Annotated in this window: 23 protein-coding genes and 1 tRNA gene; 12 read left to right on the forward strand and 12 right to left on the reverse strand. The window is 73.4% G+C overall.

Annotated features, from left to right (window positions below; all coding sequences use genetic code 11):
• Positions 1 to 185: 185 nt before the first annotated feature.
• Positions 186 to 258 (reverse strand) — tRNA-Ala (locus tag K336_RS0103395).
• A 456-nt stretch (positions 259 to 714) separates the two neighbouring features.
• Between K336_RS0103395 and K336_RS0103400 the strand changes: the two genes are divergently transcribed.
• The 5 genes from K336_RS0103400 (at position 715) to K336_RS14115 (ending at position 7,499) form a co-directional block, all read left to right on the forward strand.
• Positions 715 to 1,134 carry a DUF5318 family protein gene (locus K336_RS0103400; RefSeq protein ID WP_028706290.1) on the forward strand — a complete coding sequence of 140 codons (420 nt, stop codon included), beginning with the start codon at positions 715 to 717 and terminating at the stop codon, positions 1,132 to 1,134.
• A complete protein-coding gene (locus K336_RS14105) occupies positions 1,127 to 3,355 on the forward strand; it encodes a transglycosylase domain-containing protein (RefSeq protein ID WP_081660542.1) in 2,229 nt (742 codons plus the stop codon). The genes K336_RS0103400 and K336_RS14105 overlap by 8 nt, the downstream gene beginning before the upstream one ends.
• Before the next feature lie 185 nt (positions 3,356 to 3,540).
• Complete coding sequence (locus K336_RS14110) at positions 3,541 to 4,977, forward strand: glycosyltransferase 87 family protein (RefSeq protein WP_021796350.1); 1,437 nt, start codon at positions 3,541 to 3,543, stop codon at positions 4,975 to 4,977.
• Positions 4,974 to 6,173, forward strand: a complete 1,200-nt coding sequence (locus tag K336_RS0103415) for a mannosyltransferase family protein (protein ID WP_123826109.1) — start codon at positions 4,974 to 4,976, stop codon at positions 6,171 to 6,173. Before K336_RS14110 ends, K336_RS0103415 begins: the two co-directional genes overlap by 4 nt.
• Before the next feature lie 75 nt (positions 6,174 to 6,248).
• The gene (locus K336_RS14115) at positions 6,249 to 7,499 is read left to right on the forward strand and encodes an alpha-amylase family protein (RefSeq protein ID WP_021796094.1); all 1,251 of its coding nucleotides are present in this window, start codon (positions 6,249 to 6,251) and stop codon (positions 7,497 to 7,499) included.
• 145 nt (positions 7,500 to 7,644) lie between these two features.
• Here K336_RS14115 and K336_RS0103425 read toward each other — a convergent pair whose 3' ends face one another.
• The 5 genes from K336_RS0103425 to K336_RS14125 form a co-directional block, all read right to left on the reverse strand.
• Positions 7,645 to 7,923 carry an isoamylase early set domain-containing protein gene (locus tag K336_RS0103425; RefSeq protein WP_028706292.1) on the reverse strand — a complete coding sequence of 93 codons (279 nt, stop codon included), beginning with the start codon at positions 7,921 to 7,923 and terminating at the stop codon, positions 7,645 to 7,647.
• Between the two features lie 223 nt (positions 7,924 to 8,146).
• The gene (locus tag K336_RS0103430; protein ID WP_028706293.1) at positions 8,147 to 8,737 is read right to left on the reverse strand and encodes a DNA-3-methyladenine glycosylase I; all 591 of its coding nucleotides are present in this window, start codon (positions 8,735 to 8,737) and stop codon (positions 8,147 to 8,149) included.
• Between the two features lie 3 nt (positions 8,738 to 8,740).
• Positions 8,741 to 9,349 carry a methylated-DNA--[protein]-cysteine S-methyltransferase gene (locus tag K336_RS14120; RefSeq protein WP_081660543.1) on the reverse strand — a complete coding sequence of 203 codons (609 nt, stop codon included), beginning with the start codon at positions 9,347 to 9,349 and terminating at the stop codon, positions 8,741 to 8,743.
• A complete protein-coding gene (locus K336_RS0103440) occupies positions 9,346 to 10,518 on the reverse strand; it encodes an AAA family ATPase (RefSeq protein ID WP_021796082.1) in 1,173 nt (390 codons plus the stop codon). The genes K336_RS14120 and K336_RS0103440 overlap by 4 nt, the downstream gene beginning before the upstream one ends.
• An 85-nt stretch (positions 10,519 to 10,603) precedes the next feature.
• On the reverse strand, positions 10,604 to 11,803 hold the full coding sequence (locus K336_RS14125; RefSeq protein WP_081660544.1) for an MFS transporter: 1,200 nt from the start codon (positions 11,801 to 11,803) through the stop codon (positions 10,604 to 10,606).
• A 335-nt stretch (positions 11,804 to 12,138) separates the two neighbouring features.
• On the opposite strand from K336_RS14125, the gene K336_RS0103450 reads away from it, so the two are divergent.
• Complete coding sequence (locus tag K336_RS0103450; RefSeq protein WP_081660545.1) at positions 12,139 to 12,519, forward strand: rhodanese-like domain-containing protein; 381 nt, start codon at positions 12,139 to 12,141, stop codon at positions 12,517 to 12,519.
• Between the two features lie 186 nt (positions 12,520 to 12,705).
• Here the strand turns inward: K336_RS0103450 and K336_RS0103455 are convergent, their stop codons facing one another.
• Positions 12,706 to 14,430: a glycerol-3-phosphate dehydrogenase/oxidase gene (locus K336_RS0103455; RefSeq protein WP_028706295.1), complete on the reverse strand. Its 1,725-nt coding sequence runs from the start codon at positions 14,428 to 14,430 to the stop codon at positions 12,706 to 12,708.
• Positions 14,431 to 14,917: 487 nt separating this feature from the next.
• Here K336_RS0103455 and rpsF point away from each other — a divergent pair, with 487 nt between their 5' ends.
• From rpsF to rplI, 4 genes are all read left to right on the forward strand, one after another.
• Positions 14,918 to 15,205 carry a 30S ribosomal protein S6 gene (rpsF, locus tag K336_RS0103460; RefSeq protein ID WP_021796097.1) on the forward strand — a complete coding sequence of 96 codons (288 nt, stop codon included), beginning with the start codon at positions 14,918 to 14,920 and terminating at the stop codon, positions 15,203 to 15,205.
• Positions 15,206 to 15,392: 187 nt separating this feature from the next.
• Entirely contained in the window at positions 15,393 to 15,956 is a 564-nt protein-coding gene (locus K336_RS0103465) for a single-stranded DNA-binding protein (protein WP_021796091.1), read from the forward strand.
• A gap of 127 nt (positions 15,957 to 16,083) precedes the next feature.
• Positions 16,084 to 16,323 carry a 30S ribosomal protein S18 gene (gene rpsR, locus K336_RS0103470; RefSeq protein ID WP_021796083.1) on the forward strand — a complete coding sequence of 80 codons (240 nt, stop codon included), beginning with the start codon at positions 16,084 to 16,086 and terminating at the stop codon, positions 16,321 to 16,323.
• A gap of 17 nt (positions 16,324 to 16,340) precedes the next feature.
• Entirely contained in the window at positions 16,341 to 16,790 is a 450-nt protein-coding gene (gene rplI, locus K336_RS0103475; protein ID WP_021796084.1) for a 50S ribosomal protein L9, read from the forward strand.
• Between the two features lie 219 nt (positions 16,791 to 17,009).
• Here rplI and K336_RS0103480 read toward each other — a convergent pair whose 3' ends face one another.
• From K336_RS0103480 to K336_RS14130, 3 genes are read right to left on the reverse strand one after another with little or no spacing between them, the layout of a single operon-like run.
• Positions 17,010 to 17,684 carry an ABC transporter permease gene (locus K336_RS0103480; protein WP_021796222.1) on the reverse strand — a complete coding sequence of 225 codons (675 nt, stop codon included), beginning with the start codon at positions 17,682 to 17,684 and terminating at the stop codon, positions 17,010 to 17,012.
• Positions 17,681 to 18,328 carry an ABC transporter permease gene (locus tag K336_RS0103485; protein WP_028706296.1) on the reverse strand — a complete coding sequence of 216 codons (648 nt, stop codon included), beginning with the start codon at positions 18,326 to 18,328 and terminating at the stop codon, positions 17,681 to 17,683. The genes K336_RS0103480 and K336_RS0103485 overlap by 4 nt, the downstream gene beginning before the upstream one ends.
• Positions 18,325 to 19,194: an ABC transporter ATP-binding protein gene (locus K336_RS14130; protein WP_043150206.1), complete on the reverse strand. Its 870-nt coding sequence runs from the start codon at positions 19,192 to 19,194 to the stop codon at positions 18,325 to 18,327. Before K336_RS14130 ends, K336_RS0103485 begins: the two co-directional genes overlap by 4 nt.
• A 79-nt stretch (positions 19,195 to 19,273) precedes the next feature.
• On the opposite strand from K336_RS14130, the gene K336_RS0103495 reads away from it, so the two are divergent.
• Entirely contained in the window at positions 19,274 to 20,101 is an 828-nt protein-coding gene (locus tag K336_RS0103495) for an SDR family NAD(P)-dependent oxidoreductase (protein WP_028706297.1), read from the forward strand.
• A 22-nt stretch (positions 20,102 to 20,123) separates the two neighbouring features.
• Here the strand turns inward: K336_RS0103495 and K336_RS0103500 are convergent, their stop codons facing one another.
• Both K336_RS0103500 and K336_RS14135 read right to left on the reverse strand, forming a co-directional pair.
• Positions 20,124 to 21,242 carry a glycerate kinase gene (locus K336_RS0103500; RefSeq protein ID WP_028706298.1) on the reverse strand — a complete coding sequence of 373 codons (1,119 nt, stop codon included), beginning with the start codon at positions 21,240 to 21,242 and terminating at the stop codon, positions 20,124 to 20,126.
• A gap of 276 nt (positions 21,243 to 21,518) precedes the next feature.
• On the reverse strand, positions 21,519 to 22,124 hold the full coding sequence (locus K336_RS14135) for an HAD family hydrolase (RefSeq protein WP_051245370.1): 606 nt from the start codon (positions 22,122 to 22,124) through the stop codon (positions 21,519 to 21,521).
• Positions 22,125 to 22,638: 514 nt separating this feature from the next.
• Between K336_RS14135 and K336_RS14140 the strand changes: the two genes are divergently transcribed.
• Entirely contained in the window at positions 22,639 to 23,670 is a 1,032-nt protein-coding gene (locus K336_RS14140; RefSeq protein ID WP_051245371.1) for a DNA-3-methyladenine glycosylase family protein, read from the forward strand.
• Positions 23,671 to 23,680 lie beyond the last annotated feature (10 nt).

Consider the following 23,680-nt stretch of genomic DNA (forward strand, 5'->3'; position numbering starts at 1 on the left):
GCGATCCGGGACGTGACAGCCCGGACCGGGTCACGATGCGATCACAGACGTCTCCACTCGGCGATCGACCACCGGACCCCCGACCAAGCCGACACCGGACGGAGACAACAACACAAGACAGCAGCCCGAGACCACCCATCAACCACTGCCTGAAAAACCCACATCACTCCACCTCGTGCGTGGGGTGGAGCATAGGGGACTCGAACCCCTGACCTACGGCTTGCAAAGCCGTCGCTCTACCAGCTGAGCTAATGCCCCGGAACGGGCCCCGCACGGGCGGCGGAGCGCGCAACGGCGCCTCACAGTGTAGCCGGTGGCCGGCCCCGCGCCGAACCCTCCGGCGGTCGGTTCTCGGTTGTCCCGCTTCCGTCCTTCCGGCCCCGCTCGAAGCGGCCCGCGCCTGGTGGGGGCCGGGTCGGCAGGGGCAGGACGTTCGCGCCCCGCCCGCCGGTCCCGCGCCGAACCCTCCGGCGGCCGGTTCTCGGTTGTCCCGCTTCCGTCCTTCCGGCCCCGCTCGAAGCGGCCCGCGCCTGGTGGAGGCCGGGTCGGCAGGGGCAGGACGTTCGCGCCCCGCCCGCCGGTCCCGCGCCCGCCCGTCGAGGGCCCGTCGCCCCTCGTCCGCGCCCTCCTCGGCCGCCGCCCTCCTCAACCCCCGCGTGACCTCTCATGACGCCCGGGTGCCCCGAGCCGGCCGGCGCAGTTACCCTTGGATTCATGCGGACACAGCGTCAGGTGGTAAGTCATGCGTTGCGGCGTCGGGCGACGCTCGAGGCGATGCGGCGCCCCGATGCCGTCATGATGGAGTCCGATCCGTGCGACGCGGATCCACTCCTCATCCGCTCGGCCCTCCACCACGGCGTTCCGTCCGGCTCCGCCTGCCCGGTCTGCGCCGGCGGGCGCCTGAGCGTGCTGAACTACGTGTTCGGCGACCAGCTCGGACAGTTCTCGGGACGCATCAAGCAGCCCGCGGAGCTGGACGAGATGGAGACCCGGTTCGGCGAGTTCACCGTCCGGGAGGTCGAGGTTTGCCCCGACTGCGGATGGAACTTCATGCTCTCGTCCTACACACTGGGCGATGGCCACCGTCGCCGCCCGCCGCGGCACCAGCAGACAGTTGAGGACATCTATGGCTGACAACAGGAGCACCCCTCGTCGTCCGGTGAAGGCCGCCGGCAAGGGCGGCAAGAAGAGCAGGGGCGGCGGGAAGAAGCGCATCGCCGGCATCGCCGGGATGGTGCTGGCCGGCATCATCGTCCTCGCGCTCATCGTGTCGGGCATCTTCTACCTCTCCGTCGACCTGCCCGAGCCCAACGAGGACTACACGACGCAGACGACGAGCATCTACTACCGCGACGGCACGACGAAGCTCGGCGAGCTGTCGGTGCAGAACCGCACCGAGGTCGACTACTCGACCATGGCCGAGCCCATGAAGAACGCGATCATCGCCGCCGAGGACCGCACCTTCTGGACCAACCACGGCATCTCGCCGAAGGGCATGTTCCGCTCCCTGTGGGCCATCGCCCGCGGCGAGGAGCTGCAGAGCGGCTCGACGATCACCCAGCAGTACATCAAGATCCGCTACCTCACGAGCGCCCAGACGATGAGTCGCAAGCTCAAGGAGCTGGCGCTCGCGGTGAAGATCAACAGGACGGTCTCCAAGGAGGAGATCCTCTCCGGCTACCTCAACACCGTCTACTTCGGCCGCGGCGCCTACGGCATCGAGAAGGCCGCCGAGACCTGGTTCAACACGGACGCGGCCAGCCTCGACGTGGCCCAGTCGGCCATGCTCGCCTCGCTCGTCAACAGCCCCTCGGCGCTCGACCCGTCCAACGGCGACGAGGCCTCGTCCGCCCTGCTCGAGCGCTACCAGTACGTGCTCGACGGCATGCTCGAGGCCGGCAACATCAGCCAGGCCGACCACGACGCCGCCTACGGCTCCCTGCCCGAGACGGCGCCCGTCTCCGAGGACGACACCTACAGCGGCCCCAACGGCTTCCTCATGACGATGGTGCAGAACGAGCTGCTCGACGCCGGCCTCACCGACGAGCAGATCTCCGGCGGCGGCCTGAAGATCGTCACGACCTTCGACTCGTCCATGCAGGACTCGGCGGTCAGGACCGCGCAGGACTACACGAAGCGCGCCGTCGCCAACGCCAGGACCGACGGCCTGTCCGAGTCCGATCTGCACATCGGCATCGCCTCGGTGGCGGTCGGCACGGGCGAGGTCTACGCCCTCTACGGCGGCCCCGACTACCTGTCCTCCCAGATCAACTGGGCCACCACCGCCCGCCCGTCGGCGTCCACCTTCAAGGCCTGGGCGCTGCTCGCCGGCCTCAACCAGGGCTTCGGCCTGGGCACGACCCTCAACGGCAGCACCTTCACGCCGACCGGCGACTCGGTCGTCGTGCACAACGACTCCAACGTCAACTACGGCAACGTCACCCTGCTCAAGGCCACCTCGTACTCGATGAACACGGCCTTCACCGACCTCGTGACGACCATGGACAACGGCCCGCAGTCGGTCGTCGACATGGCCAACGCGGCCGGCGTCCCCACCGGCGACGGCTGGGACATCAACAACCGCATCGCGCTGGGCACCGCCCAGGTGAGCCCGCTGTCGAACGCCACCGGCTTCGCGACGATCGCCAACGACGGCAAGGTCAACTCCACGCACGTCGTGCAGAGCGTCACCGATGCGAGCGGCGCGACGCTCCACAGCGGCGACACGGCGTCCTCCCAGGCGATCGACGAGAACGTCGCGCGGAACGCCCAGACCGCCCTCAAGTCCGTTGTCACGAGCGGCACCGGCACGACGGCCGGCCAGCTGGGCCGCGAGGTCATCGCCAAGACCGGCACCAAGGACGACGGCGACGCCGAGACGATCTCGGCCTGGTTCGTCGGCGCGACGAGGCAGGTCTCGACGGCGGTCATGTTCGTCGCCGGCGACGGCAACGCCGACCTCAACCCCTACTCGCCGTACGGCTCCTTCAGCTCGGCCCTCTACCCGGCCAACACCTGGGAGGACTACATGGAGGCCGCCACCGCGGGCATGGACTACAAGTCCTTCCCCGCGCTCAACAACATCGGCGCGAGCTCGGGCAACAACGCCACCTACGCCCCGACGAGCAACCAGAGCTACTCCTACCCGACGAGCAACCAGAGCTACTCCTACCCGACGAGCAACCAGAGCTACTACTACCCGACGTTCTATCCGACCGAGGAGCCGGCCGCCACCCAGGAGCAGCAGGGCAACGGCGGCACCGGTGAGGGCGGCGGGGACGACGACAACAACGCCCCCGGCGGCAATGATCCCGCCCCCGGCATCGGCGGCGTCCCCAGCTCCAATCACACCTGAGCCGCGCCGGTGACGCGCGCAGGCCCGCCGCTGCGTCCCGGGCCGGCGGTCCATGGCGCCGATCGGCCGCTCCAGCGCCGCCCGAGTGCCGCGGGACGGGCCGCTCGGGCGGCGGCAGGTCGTACTGACGGCGGGGAAGTGGGCATCGCCCGCCCCCGCCACCGGCGACTGGCAGGATGGACGCCATGAACGGAGCGGCACGTCTGACGGAGCGCATCGGCGGCCCGGTGGGGGCCCATGCGCGCCCCTGGGGGCTCTGGTTCAACCCCCTGCCCTGGTCGATCCTCGTCGCCGGGCTGTCCTGGGTCGTCCTCATGCTGCGCCAGGTCCCCTGCCAGCAGCACGTCTACGGCACGACGGTCAACACGTACGCCCGCCTGTGCTACTCCGACATCCCCCTCCTCTACCAGGGCAACGGCGTCGCCACGGGCGCCGGGCTCTACTCCGAGGCCGGCCTCACCCATCCGCCACTGGTCGGCGCCCTCGTCGCGGTCTGCCGCTGGCTCACCGGGCTGTTCGGCGCCGACGTCGGCGCCTCGGCCACCGGCCAGGAGCAGCTCGACGCCTCCTACCTGTTCTTCGTCCTCACCGCCGTCGTCCTGTTCGTCTCCTTCCTGGCGGTCGTCGTCGTCCAGGCCGAGCTGGGCGCCGGCTCGGCCAGCTGGGCCACCCAGGGCGTCGCGACGCGCAGCTTCGACGCGCTGCTCGTCGCGGCCGCGCCCGTCGTCATGGCCTCCGGCCTCATCAACTGGGACATGCTCGCGGTCGCGCTCGTCGGCCTCGGGGTCCTCGCCTGGGCCCGGTGCCGCCCCCTGGTCGCCGGCGTCGCGCTCGGTGCGGCCTTCTCGACGAAGTTCTTCCCCGTCCTCGTCCTCGTCGCCCTGGCCCTCGTGTGCCGGCGCGGCGCCCGCATGGGCGCCTGGCGCGCCTGTCTCGGCGGTTTCGCCGCGGCCTGGGCGCTCATCAACGCGCCGCTGCTCCTCACCGACCCGCACGGCTGGTCGTTGTACTGGTCGAGCAGCATCGGCCGCGGCGCCGACCTCGGCTCGCTGTGGTACGTCTTCGAGCTCATGGGGCTGCGGGTGCCCGGCGTCAACGCGGTGTGCCTCCTGCTCATGGCGGCCGCCCTGTGCGCCATCGCCCTCCTCGTGCGCCGGGCGCCGCGCCGCCCCCGCACCGCGCAGGTGATCCTGCTCGTGCTCATCGCCTTCGCCGTGTGCACCAAGGCCTACGCCCCGCAGTGCGCCCTGTGGCTGCTGCCCTTCGTCGTCATGGCCCGGCCGAGGGTCTTCGACTGGGCCGTGTGGAACATCGCCGAACTGGTCTACTTCTTCGCGGTCTGGGGCTTCCTCGACGGCGTGCTGGGCCCCGGCACCGGCGCCGACGCCCTCTACTGGGGCGCGACGCTCCTGCGCATCGGCGTCCAGCTGTGGCTGGCCGCCCAGGTCTGCCACGACGTGCTCAACCCCTGGGACGACCCGGTGCGGGTCGGCCACGTCGACGACCTCACCGGCGGCGTTCTCGACCACGCCGTCGACGCGGTGCCCCCGCCGGTCCCGCAGGCCCCGCCCGTCCCGCCGACGCCCCTCCCCGCGGCCGGGCACGACGGGTGCCCGCGGTGAGCGCTCCGCGCACCGCGGGCACCGGCGGCACCCTCACCCTCGGCGCCCGCGCGGCGGGCGCCGCGCGCAGCCGCACCGGAGGCGCCACGCGTGTCGTCGTCATGGTCTGGGCCTGCACCCGCGCCCTGCTCGCCGCGGTGCTGCTGCACACCGTCCGTGCCAACGGCACGACGGCGGCGCGGGCCCTCGGCAACTGGGACGTCCAGCACTACCTGGCCATCGCGGTCGACGGCTACGCCGACCAGCTGAGCATGGCCTTCTTCCCGGGCGTCCCGCTCGTCATGCGCGCCCTCGCGCAGCTCGGCCTGCCCGCCGTCGAGGCGACCGCCGCCGTGTGCGCGCTCGCCTCCCTCGTTGCGGCCCTCGCCATGGACCGTCTCGGCGGTCAGTGGGCGGCCATCGCCTGGCTGCTCGCGCCGATGGCCGTCTTCACCGTCGTCGGCTACTCGGAGGCCCTCTTCTGCGCCTTCGGCCTGTGGGCCTGGGTGCTCGCCCGCCGCGGCCGCTGGTGGTGGGCGTCCCTGGCCGCCGCGTTCGCCTGCACCACCCGCATCTCCGGCGTCTTCCTCGTCGGCGGCCTCATCCTGCTCGCCCTGACCGGCGGCGAGCCCACCGCCCCGGGCGCCGCGCCCTGCACGCGGACGACCGGGCCGCGCGACCGGCTGCGGCACGCCGCCATCGCCGCGCTGCCGCTGCTCGTCGTCGTCGCCTTCTTCGCCCACCTGCACGACATCACCGGCGCCTGGGACGCCTGGTTCACCGCCCAGCGGGCCGGCTGGGACCGCAGCTGGACGAACCCCTGGCAGAGCTTCCAGAACACCCTCTTCGCCGTCGACCCGGCGGCCTGGCCCGAGGAGCCGACGCGCGCCTGGATCTTCCGCTTCGAGATCGCCTCGGTCGTCATCGGACTGGTCACCGTGCTCGTCGCCCTCGCCCGCCGGGCCTGGGCGCAGGCAGGCTACGTCCTCGTCCAGCTCCTCGCCCTGACGACCGCCACCTGGTTCATGTCCGTCAACCGCGGCGACCTGCTGTGGTTCCCGCTGTTCATCGGCATCGGCCGGCTCGTCGCCCACCGTCCGGACTCGAAGGGGGCCGATCTGCTGCGCTCGGTCGTGCTGCTGCTCGTCGTCCTGGCCGATCTGGTGCTCATGGCCTGGTGGGCGCGCCTGTTCTTCCTCGGTCACTGGGCCAGTTAGGGCCGCCTCCCGGTCGTGGCCGGTCGTAGAGTGTGGCTGGACCGTGCTGAGTGCACCCGACGAGAGGAGCCCGTGATGTCCGGCTGGAGCGACGACACGATCTGGTGGGCCGTCTACCCGCTCGGCTTCCTCGGCGCCTCCACCCGGCCCGCCGACGGGCGGCGTCCTCTGGAGCACCGCCTGCCCGCGCTGGAGGGATGGCTCGACTACCTGCTGTCGATCGGCTGCAACGGCCTGGCCCTCGGTCCGATCTTCGAGTCGGTCTCGCACGGCTACGACACCCTCGACCACTTCCGCGTCGACCCGCGCCTGGGCGACGAGGACGACCTGGCGCACCTCGTGGCGGCCTGCCACGAGCGCGGCATCCGCGTGGCCCTCGACGGCGTCTTCAACCATGTGAGCGCCGCCCACCCGGCCCTGCTCGCGGCCCTGTCCGGCGGCCCCGGCTCCCCGACCGCCGACATGTTCCACATCGACTGGTCGACGAACCCGCCGACGCGCCTCAATTTCGAGGGCAGCGACGACCTCGTCCGGCTCAACCACGACAGCCCGGCGGTGCGCGAGCTCGTGACGCGGGTCATGAACCACTGGCTCGAGTTCGGCGTCGACGCCTGGCGGCTGGACGCCGCCTACGCCGTGCCGCCGTCCTTCTGGGCGCCGGTGCTCGCCGAGGTACGGGCCTCCCACCCGCGGGCCTTCGTCTGGGGGGAGGTCATCCACGGCGACTACGCGCGGATCGTCGCCGACTCGACGATGGACTCGCTCACCGAGTACGAGCTGTGGAAGGCCATCTGGAGCAGTCTGGCCGCGGAGAACTTCTACGAACTCGACTGGACCCTCGCGCGGCACAACGGCTTCGTCGAGGACTTCGTCCCGATGACCTTCCTCGGCAACCACGACACCACCCGCATCGCCAGCCGGGTGGGGGACGCGAAGGCCGTCCTGGCGGCCGTCGTGCTCCTCACCGTCGGCGGTATCCCGAGCATCTACTACGGTGACGAGCAGGGCTTCCACGGCGTCAAGTACGACCGCCCCTGGGGCGACGACGAGGTGCGTCCGGCCATGCCAGCCGGCCCGGGGGAGCTCTCGGGGCTCGGCGCCGGCATGCTGCGCCGTCACCAGCAGCTCATCTCGATCAGACGTCGCAACCCCTGGCTGGTGCGCGCCCGCACCACCGTCACGCAGCTCGCGAACGACCACCTCGTCTACGAGGCGTACGACCCCGCCGACGCGGCGCGCCGCCTCTACGTGTCGCTGAGCGTGGGCGCGCGCGCCAAGGCCCACGTCGCCGACGCGGCGGGCGGGCTCTTCGCGTTCGAGGGCTGATGCGCCGGTTCCTCCTGCCGCACGGCAGGGCCGCCCGCCCGCGGGGGCTCGGGGCGGTGACGTGGTGCGCGGGCAGCGCCGTTGATGCCCGCGCACCAGGATCGCGGCGGGGCCGCCGCGACGGTCGTCCGCGGCGGCCCCGGGTTCAGACGACCAGCTGGCCGCCCTCGGGCGTGATCGTCTCGGCGTCGATGTCGTCGAACCACTGACCGTTCGCGCCGAGGTAGCGGAAGTGGATGCGGGTTCCGACGGGCACGGTGACCATCGCCGTGGCGCTGCCGTCGGGGCGCATCTTGAGCGGGTTGCGCAGGGGCTGCCAGTCGTTGAAGGAGCCGACGACGCTCACCGGCATGGCCGGGTGGTCCGCCGGCAGGGAGAAGATGACGGCGACGGTGCCCTCCGACACCGGTTCCTTGCGGATCATGGAGAACCTCCGCGTTGGGGCGCCCCCGACTCCGGTACAGGACCGTGCCTCCGGACGAGTCGGGGCTGAACGGTCCGGCAGGCCTTCTGCCCACAGACTAAGGGCGCGCCGCGGATTAATCGAGGCGTCCCATCAGGGGAGAGGGCCCGCGGGCCAGGTCGCCGCGGCCCCTGCGCCGGGCCCCGGCAGCCCGTGTCTGAACCCCGCCCGCACCCTGCTTCGTTCAGGCGTCGGTCCCGAGCAGTCCCGCGGCCCCCTCGAGTCGATCGTCCACCATGCCGATCGCCTGCATCATCGCGTACACCGTGGTGGGGCCGACGAAGACGAAGCCGGCGGCGCGCAGCGCCGCGGCCAGCGCGGCGGACTCGGGCGTGCGGGTCGGGATCTCCGCCGTGCTCACCGGGCGCGGCCGGGCGGGCGGGCGGAACGACCAGACGAGACCCGGCAGTCCGCCGTGCTCGCGCAGGCCCCTCGTCGCGTGGGCGTTCGTGACGGCGGCCCCGATCTTGCGCCGGTTGCGCACGATGCCCTCGTCGCCCAGGAGCCGGTCGACGTCCGCGGAGCCGTAGGCGGCGACCCGGTCGACGTCGAAGTCGTCGAAGGCCCGGCGGAAGGCCGGGCGCTTGCGCAGGATCGTCGCCCAGCTCAGGCCGGACTGGAAGCCCTCCAGACACAGGCGCTCGAACAGCCCCCGCTCGTCGGTGACCGGGGCGCCCCACTCGTGGTCGTAGTAGTCGCGCAGCAGCGGATCGTGGGCCGCCCAGCGCGGGCGGGCGCGCCCGTCCGCGTCGATGACCAACTCGTCGCCGGCCATGGCTCAGCCCCCGAGGACGGGGCCCCGGGCGGACTCGTCGAGGTGGCGCCGCTCGAGGGCCAGAAGCCAGCGCTTCATCTCGGCGCCACCCCGGTAGTTCCCCACGCCGCCGCCCAGCGGCAGCACCCGGTGGCACGGCACGATGATCGGGACCGGGTTGTGCGAGCAGGCGCCGCCGACCGCCCGGGCGGCGCCTGGAGGCGCCCCGGCCATGCGCGCCAGGCGGCCGTAGGTGGCGGTCCGGCCGTAGCCGATCCGGAGCATCGCCCGCTGCACCCGCTCGCGGAACGGGGTCGACAGGCGCAGGTCGACGGGCACGTCGAAGGTCTCGCGCGCCCCGTCGAAGTACTCGTGCAGCTCGTCGACCGCCTCGCTGACGCGCGACGCGGACCGGATCGGGGCCGACCCGGTCGTCGTGGCGAGGGAGCCGAGCACCGCGTCGACGTCCTCGGTGCGCAGGCCGATGCGCGCGACGCCGAGCTTCGAGACGACGAGGAGGAGCCGCCCGATGGGCGAGTTGACCGTGTCCCAGTGCAGGGGGCCCCATTCCCCGCGCTCCTCGTGACGGTCGGCGCCCGGGCCGGCCCCGGCCGGCGATGCGGTACCGCTCATGGCTGCCTCCTGAGGTATCGGCCGAAGTGGGGCACGGTGAATGCGATCTTGCCGCGTTCGCCGGAGTAGATGAGGCCCTTCTTCATGAGGGCGTCGCGGGCCGGCGACAGCGACTGCGGCTTGCGCCCCAGCCGGGCGGCCACCTCGGAGCTGGACACCTCGGCGTCGTCGGTGGACAGCTCGGCCATCGTCCGCAGGTAGTCGCGCTCGGCGGGGGTCGCCCGCTCGAAGCGGCTGCCGAAGAAACCGACCGCCAGCTCGCCCTCGGCCTCGGGGGTGCCCACCCGCACGTCGTCGGCGCTGATCGGGCTCGACGCGGCGACGTCCCAGACGGCCTTGCCGTAGGCCTGGATGAAGTACGGGTAGCCGCCGGTCGCCTCGTACATGGCGGCGAGGGCGTCGGGGCCCCAGTCGGCGTCCTCGTCCTGCGCGGGCACCTGAAGGGCCTTGTCGGCCTCGGCGCGGTCGAGACGGTCGATGTTCTGGTAGCTGAACAGGCGCTCGGAGTAGCTCTTGGACGCCGACAGCAGCGCCGGCAGGTGCGGCAGGCCGGCGCCGATGACGATGAGCGGCAGGCGCTGCTGGCTGATCTCGTGGCAGGCGGCGCACAACGCGGAGACGTCGGCCGGACCGAGGTCCTGCATCTCGTCGATGAAGACCCCGATGCCCACGCCCATGTCGGCCGCCAGGCCGCCGAGGTCGGTGAACAGCTCGACCAGGTCGATCTCGATGTCGCCGGAGTCGGCGCGGCCCTTCACCGCGGGGACGCGGATGCCGGGGTTCCAGCGTTCGGCGAGCTTGGCGCCCGGCTTGGCGTCGCGCTCGATGAAGGCGCGGATCTCGCCGAGGATCTGGTCGGTGTCGGGGTGGCCGAGCTCGCGGACGGCCATGTGCAGGGCCGCGCCGAGGGGCCGGCGCAGCGTCTGGTCGGGGCGGGACTCGAGCTTGCCGGTGCCCCAGCGGGCCCGCACCGCCTGGCCGCGCAGGGCGTTGAGCAGGACGGTCTTGCCGACGCCGCGCAGGCCCGTGAGGATGAGTGAGCGCTCGGGGCGGCTGCGGGCCACCCGCTCCAGCACCACGTCGAAGTGGGCGAGCTGTTCGCCGCGTCCGGCGAGCTCGGGGGGACGCTGGCCCGCGCCGGGCGCGTACGGATTGCGGATGGGGTCCATGGAACCACGCTATGACACCGTCTAGCCGTGTCTAGCCCCCGCGCCGGGGGCCTCGTGCGCCGGAGGGGCGTCGCGCGGACGACGTCTAGTCCCCGTGCCGGTAGTCCCCGTGCCGGGGGACGGGGCGGTGCGCGGGCTCTCGCATCGGGCCCATGCGCGTCGAGACGAGCGCGCTCGCGAGCAGGAGGGCCACGCCGAGGGCGAACGCCGGGGCGCGCCCGAGGGCGTCCGAGACGGCGCCCGCCGCGAGCGGCCCGATGATCGCGCCGGCGTCGTTGCACATCGAGAAGACGGCCACGGCGCTGCCGCCCTCGACGCCGCCGGTGGCGTCCCCGACGCTGGCCGCAGGGGCCGTGCTCATGGCCGCCGCGCCCACCGCGTAGACGCACATGGCCGCGACGACCCGGCCGATCGAGCCGCTGAGGGGCACGCTCATGAGGGAGACCGCCATGACGAGCGCCCCCGCGAGCATCGCCGGCCGTCGCCCCACGGTGTCGACGAAGCGCCCCACCGGGATGATCGCGGCGGTCTGCACGACGGCGGCGACCGCGAAGACGGTGCCCGTCCAAGTGGCGCTCAGCCCGAGGCCGGCCGTGATGACCAGCGGGATCAGCGCATTGCGCACGCCGGTGGAGTTCCAGCCCTGCGCGAAGTTGGCGACGAGGGCCGCCCGGTAGCGGCTGTCGCGGAGCACCCGGCGCATGGGGACGCCGTCCGCCCCGCCGCCCGCGGCGGCGCGGACGGCGTCCCGGGGCAGCAGGGACAGTCCGAGGACGGCGGCGACGAGCAGGGTGAGCGCGTAGAACTCGAAGGGGGCCTGGAGGCTGATGCGGGCCAGCAGGCCGCCGACGGCCGGCCCCGCCATGCTCCCGATGAGGAAGCCGCTCTGGTAGAAGCCGGTCGCCCGCCCGCGCATGCGCTCGGGGACCACCGCCAGCAGCACGGTCATCGCGGCGACGGTGAACAGCGCCGAGCCGACGCCGCCGACCGCCCGCCAGCCGAGCAGCCACCAGTAGCTCCGGGCGACGCCCATGAGGGCGCTCGAGAGGGACACGAGCAGGAGCCCGGCGCCGAGGGTCGCGCGCGCCCCGATCCGCCCCATCACCCGGTTGCTGAACGGGCTCGTCGCCAGGCGCACCGCGGCGAACGCTGAGACGACGACGCCGATCATGAGATCGTTGGCCCGGAAGCTCCCGGCGAACAGTGGCAGCACCGGGACGATGACGCCGAAGCCGAGACCGACGAACAGGGCGATGACGCCGAGGACGACGACGCCTCCGGGCATTCGCCCCCGCCTCCCGATCACCGCACCAATCTACGTCGCCCGTCCGAGGGGCCCGGGCTCCTCCGGGGCGAGCCCCGGGAGCCCGCCGCGGCGCCGGTTGCACGGACCGCCCGCGCGGGGGCCGGGGGCCACTTCGTCGTGAGGGCCGGCCCGAGGCGTCGGTTGCACGGACCGCCCGCGCGGGGGCCGGGGACCGGCTTGCCGGGCCCGGGTGCGCCAGTCGACGGCACGGCCCGCCCGCACGGGACGGAGGAGCCGCCGGGACTCCCCCCGATCCCCTCCTCCCGGTCGCGCGGATCGGGTCGGGGCCCGTCGGTCCGCCCTAGAATCCCACCATGGCCTGGTTCGGCAGGAGGAAGGACGGCGCCGGCGCCGCTCGGCACGAGATCGGCGTCACGGCGGCGCTGCACGCGATGGCGTCCGGGGCGGTGGTCATTGATGTGCGCACCCGGCGCGAGTACGAGCACGGTCACGTGCCCGGCGCCCGGCTGGTCGACCCGCGGGCCCTGCCCGCGAGCCCGGTCGACGCCATCTGGGGCGATGACCCGTTGGCCGAGACCGACCGGCCGATCATCGTCGTGAGCTCCACGGGCTCCCGCGCGCACCACGCGGCGCGCGTCCTGAGGCAGGGCGGTTTCGAGGCCTCGGTCCTCGCAGGCGGGCTCGTCACCTGGGCGCAGGACGGCCAGGTCCTCGTCCCCGGCCCTCCCCGCTGAGTCCTCCCCGGCCGTCCACCCGCCCGGGCGCGGTCCGCCGGGCGGGCCGTCCTCCCCGCAGGCCCCTGCTCGCTCCATTCCCCGTCCACCCGCCCGGGACGGGGGAGCGAAGGCGGGCCGGAGGAGGGTCCCGCAGGTGTGGCCGGGGGGAGGGTCCGCCGGGCGGGCCGGTCCGGCCGCCCCGGCCTAGACCGGCATGGTGAGGTGGGCGACGGCCTCCTCGTCGGTCCGCTCGGTCTCGGCGGCGGCGATCTGGGCGACGCGCCGGGCGTAGGCCTGCTTCTCGGCCCGCGCGGCGTCGTCGTCCCACCCCAGGAGCGGGGCGATCACCTCGAGCACCTCGTCGGCCGCGCCCAGACCGCGGTCGCGCTGCTCGAGGTCGAGGCGGACGCGGCGCAGCAGGACGTCGTCGAGGTGCGCGGCGCCCTCGTGGGTGACGGCCCAGGCGACCTCGACGCGCAGATAGGCGTCGGCCGCGGCGAGCGGGACGCCCAGACCGGGATCGGCGTCGATGGCGGCGAGCAGCTCGGGCGTCTCGTCCCCGTAGCGGTCGAGCAGGTGCATGACGCGGGCCAGCGTCCAGCCGCGCTCGCGGGCGATGTCGCCGGCGCGGGCCGCGAGCTCGTGGTAGCCGGGCGCGCCGATGAGCGGAAGATCCTGCGTGACGCACGGGTGCGTGTGCGCCAAGGCCTGGCCGAGGGCGAAGTCGACGGCGTCGGCGGCCATGACCCGGTAGGTCGTGAGCTTGCCGCCGGCGATCGAGGTGAGGCCCGGCACGACGCGGCTGACCGTGTGCTCGCGGGAGATCTTGGCCGAGGAGGCCTCGGAGCCCGGTCTGAGCCGGGGCTGCAGCAGCGGGCGCAGGCCCGCGTAGACGCCGATGATGTCCTCGCGGCTGATCGGCTCGGCGAGCACCTCGTTGGCGTGGTCGAGCACGTAGTCGATGTCGGCCGCCGTGGCGACCGGCTTGGAGACGTCGTCCGTCCACGGGGTGTCGGTGGTGCCGATGACCCAGTAGCGGGGCCATGGGATGATGAACAGCACCGACTTCTCGGTGCGCAGGAAGATGCCGGTCTCGGCGTCGATGGCCTCCCGCGGCAGGACGAGGTGGATGCCCTTCGAGGCGAGCACCTCGAGGCCGCCGTGCGGCGTGGCGAGATTCTGCGTGCGCTCGGTCCACACGCCGGTGGCGTTGATCGTCCGGGCGGCGCGGACGGCGTGCTCGGCGCCGGTGGCGAGGTCGACGACCCGGGCGCCGACGACATGGCCGCGGTCGTCCTCGAGGTAACCGGTGACCCTGGTGCGGCTCGCCGCCGCGGCGCCGTACGAGACGGCCGTGCGGACCAGGTCGATGACCAGGCGCGCGTCGTCGACGCGGGCGTCGTAGAAGCGGATGGCGCCGGCCAGGCGGCTGGTGTCGAGGGCGGGGGCCAGGGCCGCGGTGCCCTTGCGGGTCAGGTGGTGCTGGAGCGGGACGGTCCGGCGCCCGTGGGAGCCGGCGAGGGCCAGCGCGTCGTACATGCCGACGCCGATCGCCGAGTAGGCGCGTTCGTACTCGTGCTTGAGGGGCCACAGGAAGGGCTGGGCCTTGACGAGGTGCGGCGCGGTGCGGGTGAGCAGTCGGCCTCGTTCGGTGAGCGCCTCGTGCACGAGGGCGAGGTCGAGCTGGTAGAGGTAGCGCAGGCCGCCGTGGACGAGCTTGGACGACCAGCTCGAGGTGCCGCTGGCCCAGTCGCCCATCTCGACGATGCCGGTGCGCAGGCCGCGCGCCGCGGCGTCCAGGGCGATGCCGGCGCCCGTCACCCCGCCGCCGACGACGAGGACGTCGAGGCCCTCCGGCGCGCTCAGCTCCTCGAGGGCTCGGGCGCGCCGGTCGGCGGTCAGTGCCGAGTTGCGACGTGATGCATCCATGACATGCTCCTTCGGGGTGCTCCGGGTTGTGCTGACGGGGCCGATCCTCGATCCGCCCGCGGCCGGGCACAACGGTCACGCACGAAAGTGCATGGTGAGGCTCACCCGAGGAGAAGAAGGACAGCCCGCGCCCCCGGCAGGCCCTGGGGCCGCCGTTCCGCGCCGCCCTCGCCGCCGCAGTCCGGCCGGGCCGTCCCCGCGCGGAACCGGGGTGCTGGCCGTAGATCTCGAGGGCCGCGGTGAGGGGCCGTTCCCGCGCATGCGGAAACCGGGCGCGGCCGCGTCACCTTCCGCATCGACGCGAGCCCGCCGTTCCCGCGCATGCGGAACCGGGCGGGGACTGCGAGGCGGCCGCGGGAGTGGTCAACCGGGTCGTCGTCGCGTAGACTCGGCCACTGGTTGTGCGCACCCGCGCCCGGCCGAGCACGCGCCCTCCTGCCATGGGACCCGCCCATGGCCGTCGAGACCGAAGGAGGTGGAGTTCGCAATGCGCACGTACGAGATCATGGCCATCATCAGCCCGGATGTCGATGAGCGACAGCTGCAGCCCATCGTTGACAAGTACGGCAAGCGTCTGGTCGCCGAAGGCGCCACCGTCGACAGCGTCGACGTCTGGGGTCGCCGTCATCTGGCCTACCCGATCAACAAGAAGACCGAGGGCTACTACGTGGTCTGCACCGTGACCGCCGAGCCCGCGGCCGTCGCCGAGGTCGACCGTCTCATGTCGATCGACGAGCAGGTTCTTCGCACCAAGGTTCTGCGCACCGACGCCTGATCGGGGTCCGTTCAGGGTCCGGGGCGGAAGAGAATGTCGGTGCCGCCGCACACCCTGGAGGTGTCGGGGCGCCGGGCCCGCACGCGCACCGTCCAGGCGGCGCCCCCAGCCGGGCGGCGCGGACGACGAGGACAGCAGACAGCCAGGACTGCACAGCAGGACGACAAGGACAGAGAGAAGGCACATCATGGCAGGCGAGACCCCCATCACGGTGATCGGCAATCTCACCGCCGATCCCGAGCTGCGCTTCACCCCTTCGGGCGCCGCGGTCGCCAACTTCACGGTGGCGTCCACGCCGCGCACCTTCGACCGCCAGACCAACGAGTGGCGCGACGGCGAGGCGATGTTCCTCAACTGCTCCGTGTGGCGCCAGGCCGCCGAGAACGCGGCCGAGTCGCTGACCAAGGGCATGCGCGTCATCGTGAACGGCAGGCTGCGCGCCCGCAGCTACGACGACCGCGAGGGCAATCGCCGCACGGTCTTCGAGATCCAGGTCGACGAGGTCGGCCCCTCGCTGCGCTACGCCACGGCCCGTGTGACCCGCACCCCGTCGGGCGGCGGTGGCGGCGGCGCCTGGCAGAACAACGGCGCCGGGGCGCAGTCCTCGTACGGTGCCGCCCAGCCCGGCTACCAGCAGCAGCCCGCCCCCGGCGGCTCGCAGCAGAACCATCAGGCACCCCAAGGCGGCGGCCAGGCCCAGCAGGTCAACGACCCGTGGGCCAACGCCCAGAGCGACGAACCGCCGTTCTGATCGTCGTCCCGGCCCGCCGCGAGGCGCACGCCATCCCGCATCACATCCACAAGGCACATTCCGGTGGTGGAACACCGGGCTCAGGGGCCGCCGACGGGCGGACCCGCACGATCGAAGGAGCACCACGATGGCCGGTCCACAGCGCAAGTCTGTGAACAAGAAGAAGGTCGCCCCCATCAGGACGACCCACGTCGCCAACATCGACTACAAGGACACCGCCACGCTGCGCAAGTTCATCTCCGAGCGCGGCAAGATCCGCGCCCGCCGCGTGACCGGCCTGTCCGTCCAGGACCAGCGCAAGGTCGCCATCGCGATCAAGAACGCGCGCGAGATGGCCTTGCTGCCCTACACCTCGAACAGCCGCTGAGAAGGGGGTCGACCGACATGAAGCTCATCCTCACCACCGCTGTTCCGCATCTCGGCGTCGCCGGTGACGTCGTCGAGGTCAAGGACGGCTACGGCCGCAACTACCTGCTGCCCCAGGGCTGCGCGATCGTCCACAATCGGGGCGCCGCCAAGCAGATCGAGGGCATTCAGCGCGCCCGCAACGCGCGCACCATCCGCGACAACGAGCACGCCCTCCGGCTGCGGGAGCAGCTCGAGGCCTTGACCGTCCAGGTGCCCGCCAATGTCGCGTCCTCGGGCAAGCTGTTCGGCGCCGTCACCGGCTCCGACATCGCCGTCGCCGTGAAGAAGGCCGGCGGCCCGGCCCTCGACAAGCGCACGATCAAGCCGCTGAAGCCGATCAAGCGCCTCGGCAACCACGCCGTCCAGATCCGTCTCACCGACGCCGTGAAGTTCCGCCTCACCATCGAGGTCGTCCCCGCGGCCTGAGGAGCCGACGTGCGGGCGCGCCCGTCCGTGCCCGATCAACGACCCAGCCGGGTCCTCTGCGGCCGCACCCTGGAGGGTGCGGCCGCAGTCGTGCACGGCGGACCGCGGAGGATCCCCCGATGCCGGTGCCCGCGGGCCCCCATCGCGCCCGCCGGGACGCCCCGACCACCGGCGCGGGGCGCGCCCGTCGTCCGGCACGGGCCCGGTCGGCGTCCCGGGTCAGCGCCAGCGCGCCGCGGGTCTCACGAGGCGCTCCACGAGGGTGGCGAGCAGGCCCAACAGGACGTCGATGCCGATCGCCAGCGCCACGATGACGATCGCCGAGGCGAGCATCTGGGGGTAGTCCTGCGTCTTGAGGCCGCGGAAGAGGTAGACGCCCAGCCCGCCGCCGCCCACGTAGGCGGCCAGCGTGGCCGTCGCGATGACCTGTACGACGGCGTTGCGCACTCCGCCGATGAGCTGGGGCGCGCCGAGCGGGATCTCGACCCTCGTGAGCACCTGCCAGTCCGACATGCCCAGCGCGCGGGCCGCGTCGAGCGTCGCCGGCTCGATGGACTCGAGGCCCGAGTAGGCGCCGGCGATCACCGAGGGCATGGCCAGCACGGTGAGCGCGACGAGCGGGGCCGTCAGCCCGATGCCGGTCAGCAGCCCGACGAGGGTCAGCAGACCGATCGCCGGCAGCGCGCGGGCCGCTCCCGTGAGCCCGACGACGAGGGGGCGCCCCCGGCCGGTGTGCCCGATGAGGTAGCCGAGCGGCACCCCGACGACGAGCGAGATGAGCGTCGCCCAGCCGGTGACCGCCAGGTGCTGGCCGGTCAGGGCCCAGAGGCCGTCGGGCCCCGTCGAGTGCGCCGGGTCGCCGATCCAGGCGAGGGCGCGCAGGATCCAGTTCATCGTCCGCCCCCCGTCCGGCCCGACCAGGGCAGTGCGAGGCGCCCCACCCCGGCGAGCAGCAGGTCGACGGCGAGCGCCAGGACGACGGTGGCGACGAGCCCCGCCATGACCTCGGCGAGGATGCCGCGCTGGAAGCCGTTGACGAAGAGCATGCCCAGCGAGTTCGTCCCGAGCACGCCCGAGACCGAGACGAGGGCGATCGTGCTCACCGAGACGACCCGCAGGCCCGCCAGCAGGCCCGGCCCGGCGAGGGGGAGCTCCACCGCGAGGAATCGCTGCGGGCCGCTGTGGCCCAGCGCGGTCGCGGCGGTCGTCACGTCGGCGGGGACCGCGTCGAGGGCGTCGGTCGCGGCGCGGATCATGAGCGCGAAGGCGTAGACCGACAGGGCGGCGATGACGTTCAGGTCGTCGCGCACCCCCGTGCCGAGGACGAGCGGCAGGACGACGAGCAGCGGCAGGGAGGGGATCGCGTAGAGGAGGCTGCCGAGGGTGACGAGCGCGAAACGCGTCCAGTGGTAGCGGTGCGCGAGCCAGGCCACCGGGATCGAGACGAGGAAGCCGAGGGCGATCGCCGGCAGCGCCAGCGCCAGGTGCGCGCCGGCCGCCGCCCAGATCGTCGGCCAGTTGTTGTCGAGCCAGGTCATGCGCGTCCCGCCGGGTGCCCGTCGATGGACCCGAGGCGCCCGAGGGGCCGGCCGTTGGCGTCCACGACGATGCGGGCGCCGTCCACCTCGTCGACCGACAGGGCGCTGGCACCGCCGGTCAGACCGATGAGGTCCGACACGTACGCGCTCGCGGGATGGGCGATGAGCTCCTGCGGGGTGCCGGTCTGGGCGATCCGCGCCCCGGTCTCCAGCAGGACGATCCGGTCGCCGAGGGCGAAGGCCTCGCCGATGTCGTGGGTGACGAACAGGATCGTCTTGGACAGGTCGGCCTGCAGCCCCGCCAGGTCCTCCTGGAGGCCGGTGCGGACGATCGGGTCGACGGCGCCGAAGGGCTCGTCCATGAGCAGCACGTCGGGGTCGGCGGCCAGTGCGCGGGCGACCCCGACGCGCTGGGCCTGGCCGCCCGAGAGCTGGCCCGGGTAGCGCATGGCGAGGGACTCGTCGAGGCCGACGCGCTCGAGCAGCCCGAGGGCGTCGGCGCGCGCCCGCCGGCGCGTGCGGCCGAGCAGCACGGGCACGGTCGCGATGTTGTCGACGACCCGTCGGTGGGGCAGCAGGCCGGAGTTCTGCATGGCGTAGCCGATCGAGCGGCGCAGCGCGACCGGGTCGGAGCCGGCGACGTCCCGGTCCCCGATGAGGACGCGCCCGGACGTCGGCGCGACGAGCCGGTTCACCATGCGCAGCAGGGTCGTCTTGCCGCACCCCGACAGGCCCACGAGGACGGTGATGCGCCCGGCCGGGGCCGTCAGCGAGAAGTCCCGCACGGCCGCCGTGCCGTCGGCGAAGGTCTTGCTCACCGCGTCGAACCGGATCTCGGGGGCCTCGCCCGTGACTGCCGTGGTCATGCGCCCAGGGTATGCGCAGCCGCCCAGCGGGTGCGGCGCGTCCTCGTCGCGCGCCGCCGCCTCTCTAGACTGGGGGCCCATGAGCGGACGCACGATCATCATCACCGGGGCGAGCGGCGGCATCGGCGCCGAGGCCGCGCGGCAGCTCGTCGCGCAGGGCGAGAAGGTGGTGATCGTCGGGCGCAATCCCCAGCGCACCGCCGACGTCGCCCGCCCGATCGGGGCCGACTACTTCCTCGCCGACTTCACCCACCTCGACCAGGTGCGCGAGCTCGCCCGCCAGCTGGACGAGCGCTACGGGCGCATCGACGTGCTCGTCAACAACGCCGGCGGCGCCGCGCCCCGCCGCCGCGTCACCGACGACGGCTTCGAGCAGGATTTCCAGGTGAACTACCTGGCGGCCTTCCTCCTCACGAATCTGCTCATGGACCGGCTCGTCGCCAGCCAGGCGACGGTCATCACCACCTCGTCCATCGCGCACCGCCTCGCCAGGCTCGACCCCGACGACCTCCAGCTGGAGAGGGGCTGGAGCGTCATGCGCGCCTACGCCAACTCGAAGCTGCTCGACATCCTCCTCACCCGTCAGCTGCAGCGCCGCTTCGGCGACCTCGGCATCAACGCCGTCTGCTTCCATCCCGGCATCGTCTCCAGCGGCTTCGCGCGCGACGTCGGCGGCTGGCTCGGCCGGTGGTACCGTTCGCGCCTCTGCAGGCTCGTGATGACGACGCCCGCCGAGGCGGCCGGCATCGTGGTCCGTCTCGCCGAGGGCGTCCCCGGGCAGGACTGGACCCCCGGCGACTACTGCGTCGGCGCGAGGCGGGCCTCCACGAGCTCCGCGGCGCGCAACCGGGGGCTCGCCGAACGCGTCTGGACGATGACCGCCGAGATGCTCGACATCGAGGCCTGACCGGCGCGGGGCCGGCCCGTCCTCACTGATGCCGGCGCACCCAGCCGGCGACCGCGGCGCGGAGGTTCCGGCCGCCCTCGGCCAGCGCCCTGTCCAGCGGCGTGCCCTCGGGCGTGATGGTCACGAGCCCGGCCACCCCCTGGTCGAGGAGCGCCCGGGCGTCGTCCGCGATGCGTCCGGCGAAGACGACGACCGGGACGCCCCTCTCGCGGGCCGCGGCGGCCACGCCGGCGGCGGTCTTGCCGGTGAGGGTCTGGGCGTCCGCCGCGCCCTCGCCGGTGAGCACGGCGGTGGCCCCCGTGAGGGCCTCGCGCAGGCCGGTCGCCTCGATGACGAGGTCGACGCCGGGCCGCATCCGCCCGCCCAGGAAGGTGAGGATCGCCCAGCCCAGGCCGCCGGCGGCACCTGCGCCGGGCTCGGACGCCAGCGCGACCCCGCGGGTACCGCTGAGCGCCGAGAGGCGCGTCAGGAGGGTGTCGAGCAGCATGACCTGCTGGGCCGTCGCGCCCTTCTGCGGCCCGAAGACCGCGCTCGCGCCCCGGGGACCCAGGAGCGGCGAGTCGACGTCGCAGGCCGCCTGCACCTCGACGTCGGCCAACCGCGGGTCGAGCCCGCCGACGTCGAGGCTGGCGAGATGGGCCAGGCCCGTCGGCGTCGTGGCGACGGGCCGGCCCCTGGCGTCGAGGAAGCGCACCCCGAGCGCCGCCAGCATGCCGGCGCCGCCGTCGTTGGTCGCCGAGCCGCCCAGCCCGATGACGAGCCGGCGGGCCCCGGCGTCGAGCGCGGCGAGGACGAGCTCGCCGACGCCGTACGAGTCGCAGTTCAGCACGTCGCGGAGCGCCGGCTCGACGAGCTCCAGGCCGCAGGCGGTGGCGACGTCGAGGACGACCGTGTCGCCGACCCGGTGGATGAGGCCCTCGATCGGCCGGCCCAGCGCGTCGTGGGAGGGGACGGAGATCGGCTCGGCGCCGAGCGAGGAGGCCAGGGTCAGGGCGAATCCCTCACCGCCGTCGGTCATGGGGCACGCGACGGTCTCGGCCGTGGGGTCGGCGTCGCGGACGCCGGCGGCCATCGCCTCGGTCGCCTCGGTGGCCGTGAGGGACTCCTTGAACGAATCGGGTGCCAGGACGTATCTGCTCATCGCGGACCTCGTGGATCGGCTCGCACCCGCAGCGGGTGCCCGGCCCGGGCGCCGTGCTCGGCGTCCGGCGGTGCCGGGCCGCAGCGCCCGCCACCGCTGTCCATGCTAACTGCCCATGTCCGCCGGTGAATCCGGCTCGTCCGATGCCGACCGGAATCGGGTGGCGCGCGCAGGCCCCCGGTGCGGGCCGGGGCGTTCGTCCGGGCCCGGCGGGAATCCGGGGTCTGCGCCCGAGCGGGCGGGCGGCGCGCCGTCCTCCCGCATCGTCCTCCCGGTTCAGCAGGTGATGAGTCCGTAGCCGAGCAGGACGGCGCGCAGCCCCGTCGTCCCCGAGTCGCGGTCGAAGAGGACCGCCTCGATGCCGAGGGCGCGGGCGGTCTCGACGTTCTCGGCGACGTCGTCGATGAACAGGGTGGCCCGCGGCTCGCAGCCGAGCTCGTCGAGGATGATCCGGAAGAAGCGCGGGTCGGGCTTGGCCACGCCCATCTGGTACGAGTAGAAAGCCCCGTCGGTGTGCAGCTCGTAACCCTTCTCGGCGATCATCCGCTCGCCGCGGCGGGGCTGCTGGTTGGTGGCCAGGTAGACGCGCACGCCGCGCCGACGCACCTCGTCGAGCAGGTCGAAGACCCCCGGCAGGGTGTGTGTCTCGTGCCAGACGGCGAGCACCGCATCGGGGTCGACGTCGAGGCCCTTGTCCGCGACGAACAAGGTGATCACGGTGCGCAGATCGGCGGTGCCGTCGAGTGACGGCGGCTCGAGACGCAGGATCTCGGTCAGCGTGGCCCTGTCGCCGAACAGGTGTTCCATGCCGGACGCGAAGTTCGGATTGTGCTGAGTCACACCGTCAGCATCCAGCAGGAGCGTGGCGATGGGCTGGATCACCTGTTCCTCCAGTGGAGTGCGGAGCGGTCGGCTCCAGTCTGCCAGATCCCGGTGCCCGTCCGTGGACCGGCGCCGCCGGACGGAGGCTCCGCCGGGCCGGGGCCGGCACGGTCCGCACCGCTGAGTTACACCGATGTCGTTGTGCACACTGTGGACAAGTCCTGTGGAAAGAGCCGTTGTGCGGGAAGAAAATGCTTGTCAGGCCGTTGTGGAAAGCGGTCCGGGGACGTGCCGGGCGCCGGTGGACGGCCGGGCCCCCCGCTGGGGGCGGCGCTGAGCTGGGGTTCCGCCGGCCCGCCCCGGCCGCACAGCCGCGTAATTACAGGGATGTGAGTTGTACACAGTGTGGACAACTCCTGTGGACAACTCGTCGTGCCTGGGGTTCTCCGGGGACGGCGCCCCGGACGGGCCCGTGCGGCGACACCGCGCCGTTCCGGTCGGGCCCCGCCGCAGGGCCCGGGAGCGGGCATCGTCCGCCCCGGATCTGTCGGTGCCGCCGTCTAGTGTCGGGGCCATGATGACGAGTACCACCACGGACGGTGCCCGGGCGGCCCGTGCGGCCGGCTCGCGCACCGTCGCCGGGGCGGCGCACCGCCTCGACGAGATGATCGCGCGTCTGGCCGGCGGCCCGGGCGACCCCACCCACCAGCGGCTCGCGCCGAGGCACTGGCTGCGCGCCACCGGCACCGGGCAGGGCCCGGCCCTCGTCGAGCTGCTCGGTGAGGGGCCCGATGTGCGCGTGCGTGCCTGGGGCCCCGGGGGCTCGTGGGTCCTCGATCAGGCGCCCCGGCTGCTGGGCTGCCACGACGATCCGTCCGGCTTCGGGGCCCTGGCCGCCCGCTCCCCGGTGCTCGCCGCCGCGCACGCGGCCCACCGGTGGTTGCGCATCGGGGCCACCGACAACCTTGCCGAGGCCCTCGCGCCGGCCGTCATCGAGCAGAAGGTCACGGGCCCCGAGGCCCTCGGCGGACTGCACCGGATCGTCGTCCGCCACGGTCGGGTGCCGCCCCTGCCCGCCGGGCCGCTGGGGGCCCCGGCCGCCCGCATGAGGGTGCCGCCGAGCGCCCGCGAGTGGTGCCGCGTGCCGAGCTTCGAGTTCACCCGCGCTGGCGTCGATGCGCGCCGGGCCGGGGCCCTGCGCGCGGCCATGAGCCGCTGCGCCTCTCTTGACCGCGCCCTGACCAGGGCCGATGATGGTGACGGGCGCTCCGTGCTGCTTCAGGCGGTCCCGGGCATCGGCCCGTGGACGGCGGCCCGGGTGCTCCAGCGGGCCTGGGGCGACCCCGACGCGTGGAGCGTCGGGGACTTCCACGTTCCGCGGCTCATGGCCGTGGCCCTCACCGGTGCGCGCGGCGGCGACGAGGACGCCGAACGGGCCCTCGCCCCCTACCGCCCGCACCGCTACCGGGTCGAACTGCTCCTGGCGCCCGCCACGGCCCCCGCCGACCGGCGCGGTGCCCGCTTGGGCCTGCCGGGGCACGTGCCGGGCATCGACCCGGGGGCGCGCCGCAGTTCTTGCGGGCGCCCGTCCCGCGGCCGATGGTGAGATCCGACCG

This window comes from Propionibacterium acidifaciens DSM 21887 (assembly GCF_000426605.1).
Classification (GTDB): Bacteria; Actinomycetota; Actinomycetes; order Propionibacteriales; family Propionibacteriaceae; genus Propionibacterium; species Propionibacterium acidifaciens.

Bases quoted from the DNA above. Each gene is read 5' to 3' on its own strand.
- K336_RS0103400 (WP_028706290.1), top strand. From the start codon at position 715: ATGCGGACACAGCGTCAGGTGGTAAGTCATGCGTTGCGGCGTCGGGCG.
- K336_RS14105 (WP_081660542.1), top strand. From the start codon at position 1,127: ATGGCTGACAACAGGAGCACCCCTCGTCGTCCGGTGAAGGCCGCCGGC.
- K336_RS14110 (WP_021796350.1), top strand. From the start codon at position 3,541: ATGAACGGAGCGGCACGTCTGACGGAGCGCATCGGCGGCCCGGTGGGG.
- K336_RS14115 (WP_021796094.1), top strand. From the start codon at position 6,249: ATGTCCGGCTGGAGCGACGACACGATCTGGTGGGCCGTCTACCCGCTC.
- K336_RS0103425 (WP_028706292.1), bottom strand. From the start codon at position 7,923: ATGATCCGCAAGGAACCGGTGTCGGAGGGCACCGTCGCCGTCATCTTC.
- K336_RS0103430 (WP_028706293.1), bottom strand. From the start codon at position 8,737: ATGGCCGGCGACGAGTTGGTCATCGACGCGGACGGGCGCGCCCGCCCG.
- K336_RS14120 (WP_081660543.1), bottom strand. From the start codon at position 9,349: ATGAGCGGTACCGCATCGCCGGCCGGGGCCGGCCCGGGCGCCGACCGT.
- K336_RS0103440 (WP_021796082.1), bottom strand. From the start codon at position 10,518: ATGGACCCCATCCGCAATCCGTACGCGCCCGGCGCGGGCCAGCGTCCC.
- K336_RS14125 (WP_081660544.1), bottom strand. From the start codon at position 11,803: ATGCCCGGAGGCGTCGTCGTCCTCGGCGTCATCGCCCTGTTCGTCGGT.
- K336_RS0103450 (WP_081660545.1), top strand. From the start codon at position 12,139: ATGGCCTGGTTCGGCAGGAGGAAGGACGGCGCCGGCGCCGCTCGGCAC.
- K336_RS0103455 (WP_028706295.1), bottom strand. From the start codon at position 14,430: ATGGATGCATCACGTCGCAACTCGGCACTGACCGCCGACCGGCGCGCC.
- rpsF (WP_021796097.1), top strand. From the start codon at position 14,918: ATGCGCACGTACGAGATCATGGCCATCATCAGCCCGGATGTCGATGAG.
- K336_RS0103465 (WP_021796091.1), top strand. From the start codon at position 15,393: ATGGCAGGCGAGACCCCCATCACGGTGATCGGCAATCTCACCGCCGAT.
- rpsR (WP_021796083.1), top strand. From the start codon at position 16,084: ATGGCCGGTCCACAGCGCAAGTCTGTGAACAAGAAGAAGGTCGCCCCC.
- rplI (WP_021796084.1), top strand. From the start codon at position 16,341: ATGAAGCTCATCCTCACCACCGCTGTTCCGCATCTCGGCGTCGCCGGT.
- K336_RS0103480 (WP_021796222.1), bottom strand. From the start codon at position 17,684: ATGAACTGGATCCTGCGCGCCCTCGCCTGGATCGGCGACCCGGCGCAC.
- K336_RS0103485 (WP_028706296.1), bottom strand. From the start codon at position 18,328: ATGACCTGGCTCGACAACAACTGGCCGACGATCTGGGCGGCGGCCGGC.
- K336_RS14130 (WP_043150206.1), bottom strand. From the start codon at position 19,194: ATGACCACGGCAGTCACGGGCGAGGCCCCCGAGATCCGGTTCGACGCG.
- K336_RS0103495 (WP_028706297.1), top strand. From the start codon at position 19,274: ATGAGCGGACGCACGATCATCATCACCGGGGCGAGCGGCGGCATCGGC.
- K336_RS0103500 (WP_028706298.1), bottom strand. From the start codon at position 21,242: ATGAGCAGATACGTCCTGGCACCCGATTCGTTCAAGGAGTCCCTCACG.
- K336_RS14140 (WP_051245371.1), top strand. From the start codon at position 22,639: ATGATGACGAGTACCACCACGGACGGTGCCCGGGCGGCCCGTGCGGCC.